Source organism: Pseudomonas sp. WS 5011 (assembly GCF_012985775.1).
GTDB lineage: Bacteria > Pseudomonadota > Gammaproteobacteria > Pseudomonadales > Pseudomonadaceae > Aquipseudomonas > Aquipseudomonas peli.
Window position 1 is genome coordinate 1 of sequence record NZ_JAAQXA010000078.1, and the last position, 1,035, is coordinate 1,035.

Annotated in this window: 3 protein-coding genes; all 3 read left to right on the forward strand. The window is 60.0% G+C overall.

Annotation, left to right across the window (positions count from 1 at the left end):
• Positions 1-101: 101 nt before the first annotated feature.
• Positions 102-419, forward strand: coding sequence for a transposase (locus tag HBN63_RS21590; RefSeq protein WP_003282986.1), 318 nt, complete (start codon positions 102-104; stop codon positions 417-419).
• Complete coding sequence (tnpB, locus tag HBN63_RS22075) at positions 416-751, forward strand: IS66 family insertion sequence element accessory protein TnpB (protein WP_003282984.1); 336 nt, start codon at positions 416-418, stop codon at positions 749-751. Before HBN63_RS21590 ends, tnpB begins: the two co-directional genes overlap by 4 nt.
• Positions 752-812: 61 nt before the next feature.
• A partial coding sequence (locus HBN63_RS21600) for a transposase (protein ID WP_188117745.1) occupies positions 813-1,035 on the forward strand: 223 nt, incomplete at its 3' end.

A 1,035-nucleotide genomic window follows, 5' to 3' on the forward strand; every position in this document is an offset into this window, starting at 1 on the left:
GGTAAGCGTCCGGCCAACTCACCTTCCGAACTCCAGCATTAAGGGCGATGGTGTCCGCGTATTTTTAAGCGGACGCGATAGCCCTTATCGCCGGGATTTCCATGCGCCAACGAAGCTCTTACCCCAAACCGTTCAAGGCCCAGGTTGTTCAGGAGTGCCTGCAACCCGGTGCGACCGTTTCCAGCGTTGCCATCCGCCACGGCATCAATGCCAACGTCATTCGCAAGTGGCTACCGCTTTATCGAGATCAACTGCCAGCGGCGTTGCCGGCGTTCGTTCCTGCGAGAGTTACGCCAAAACGACCAGTTGAACCAGCTGTGATTATCGAGCTACCGCTGGGCGAGCAATCGATCACAGTGAAATGGCCAGCTTCCGATCCTGAAGGATGCGCCCGCTTTGTCCGGGGGCTCGCCCAGTGATCCGTATCGATAGTATCTGGCTCGCCACCGAACCCATGGATATGCGCGCGGGCACTGAAACCGCGTTGGCCCGCGTGGTGGCGGTGTTCGGTGCGGCGAAGCCGCACTGCGCCTATCTGTTCGCAAATCGCCGCGCCAACCGCATGAAAGTCCTGGTGCATGACGGCGTGGGTATCTGGCTGGCCGCGCGGCGATTGAACCAGGGCAAGTTTCACTGGCCAGGCATCCGCCACGGCTCGGAAGTTGAACTCGACACCGAGCAACTTCAGGCGTTGGTACTGGGGCTGCCCTGGCAGCGGGTCGGTGCGGGCGGCGCAATCACAGTGCTGTAGCACCGGCCATTAGCCCATCGGTGTATCTGCGCAGAGCGTCTGCTCTGGCACAATCAGCAGCATGAACTCCTCGCCCAATCTCGACCAACTGACACCTGACCAGCTGCGCGCACTGGCCGCGCAGTTGCTCACGCAGGTCGACGTGATGGGCAAGAAAATCCACCGTGATCAGACCATCATTGAGCAGCTCACACACGAAATCGCTTGGTACAAACGGCACAAGTTTGCCAAGCGTAGCGAGCAACTGAGCCCTGACCAGGGTAGCTTGCTGGACGACCTGCTCG

Excerpts from the sequence above, each read along its gene's own strand:
- HBN63_RS21590 (WP_003282986.1), top strand. The coding sequence starts at position 102 with ATGCGCCAACGAAGCTCTTACCCCAAACCGTTCAAGGCCCAGGTTGTT.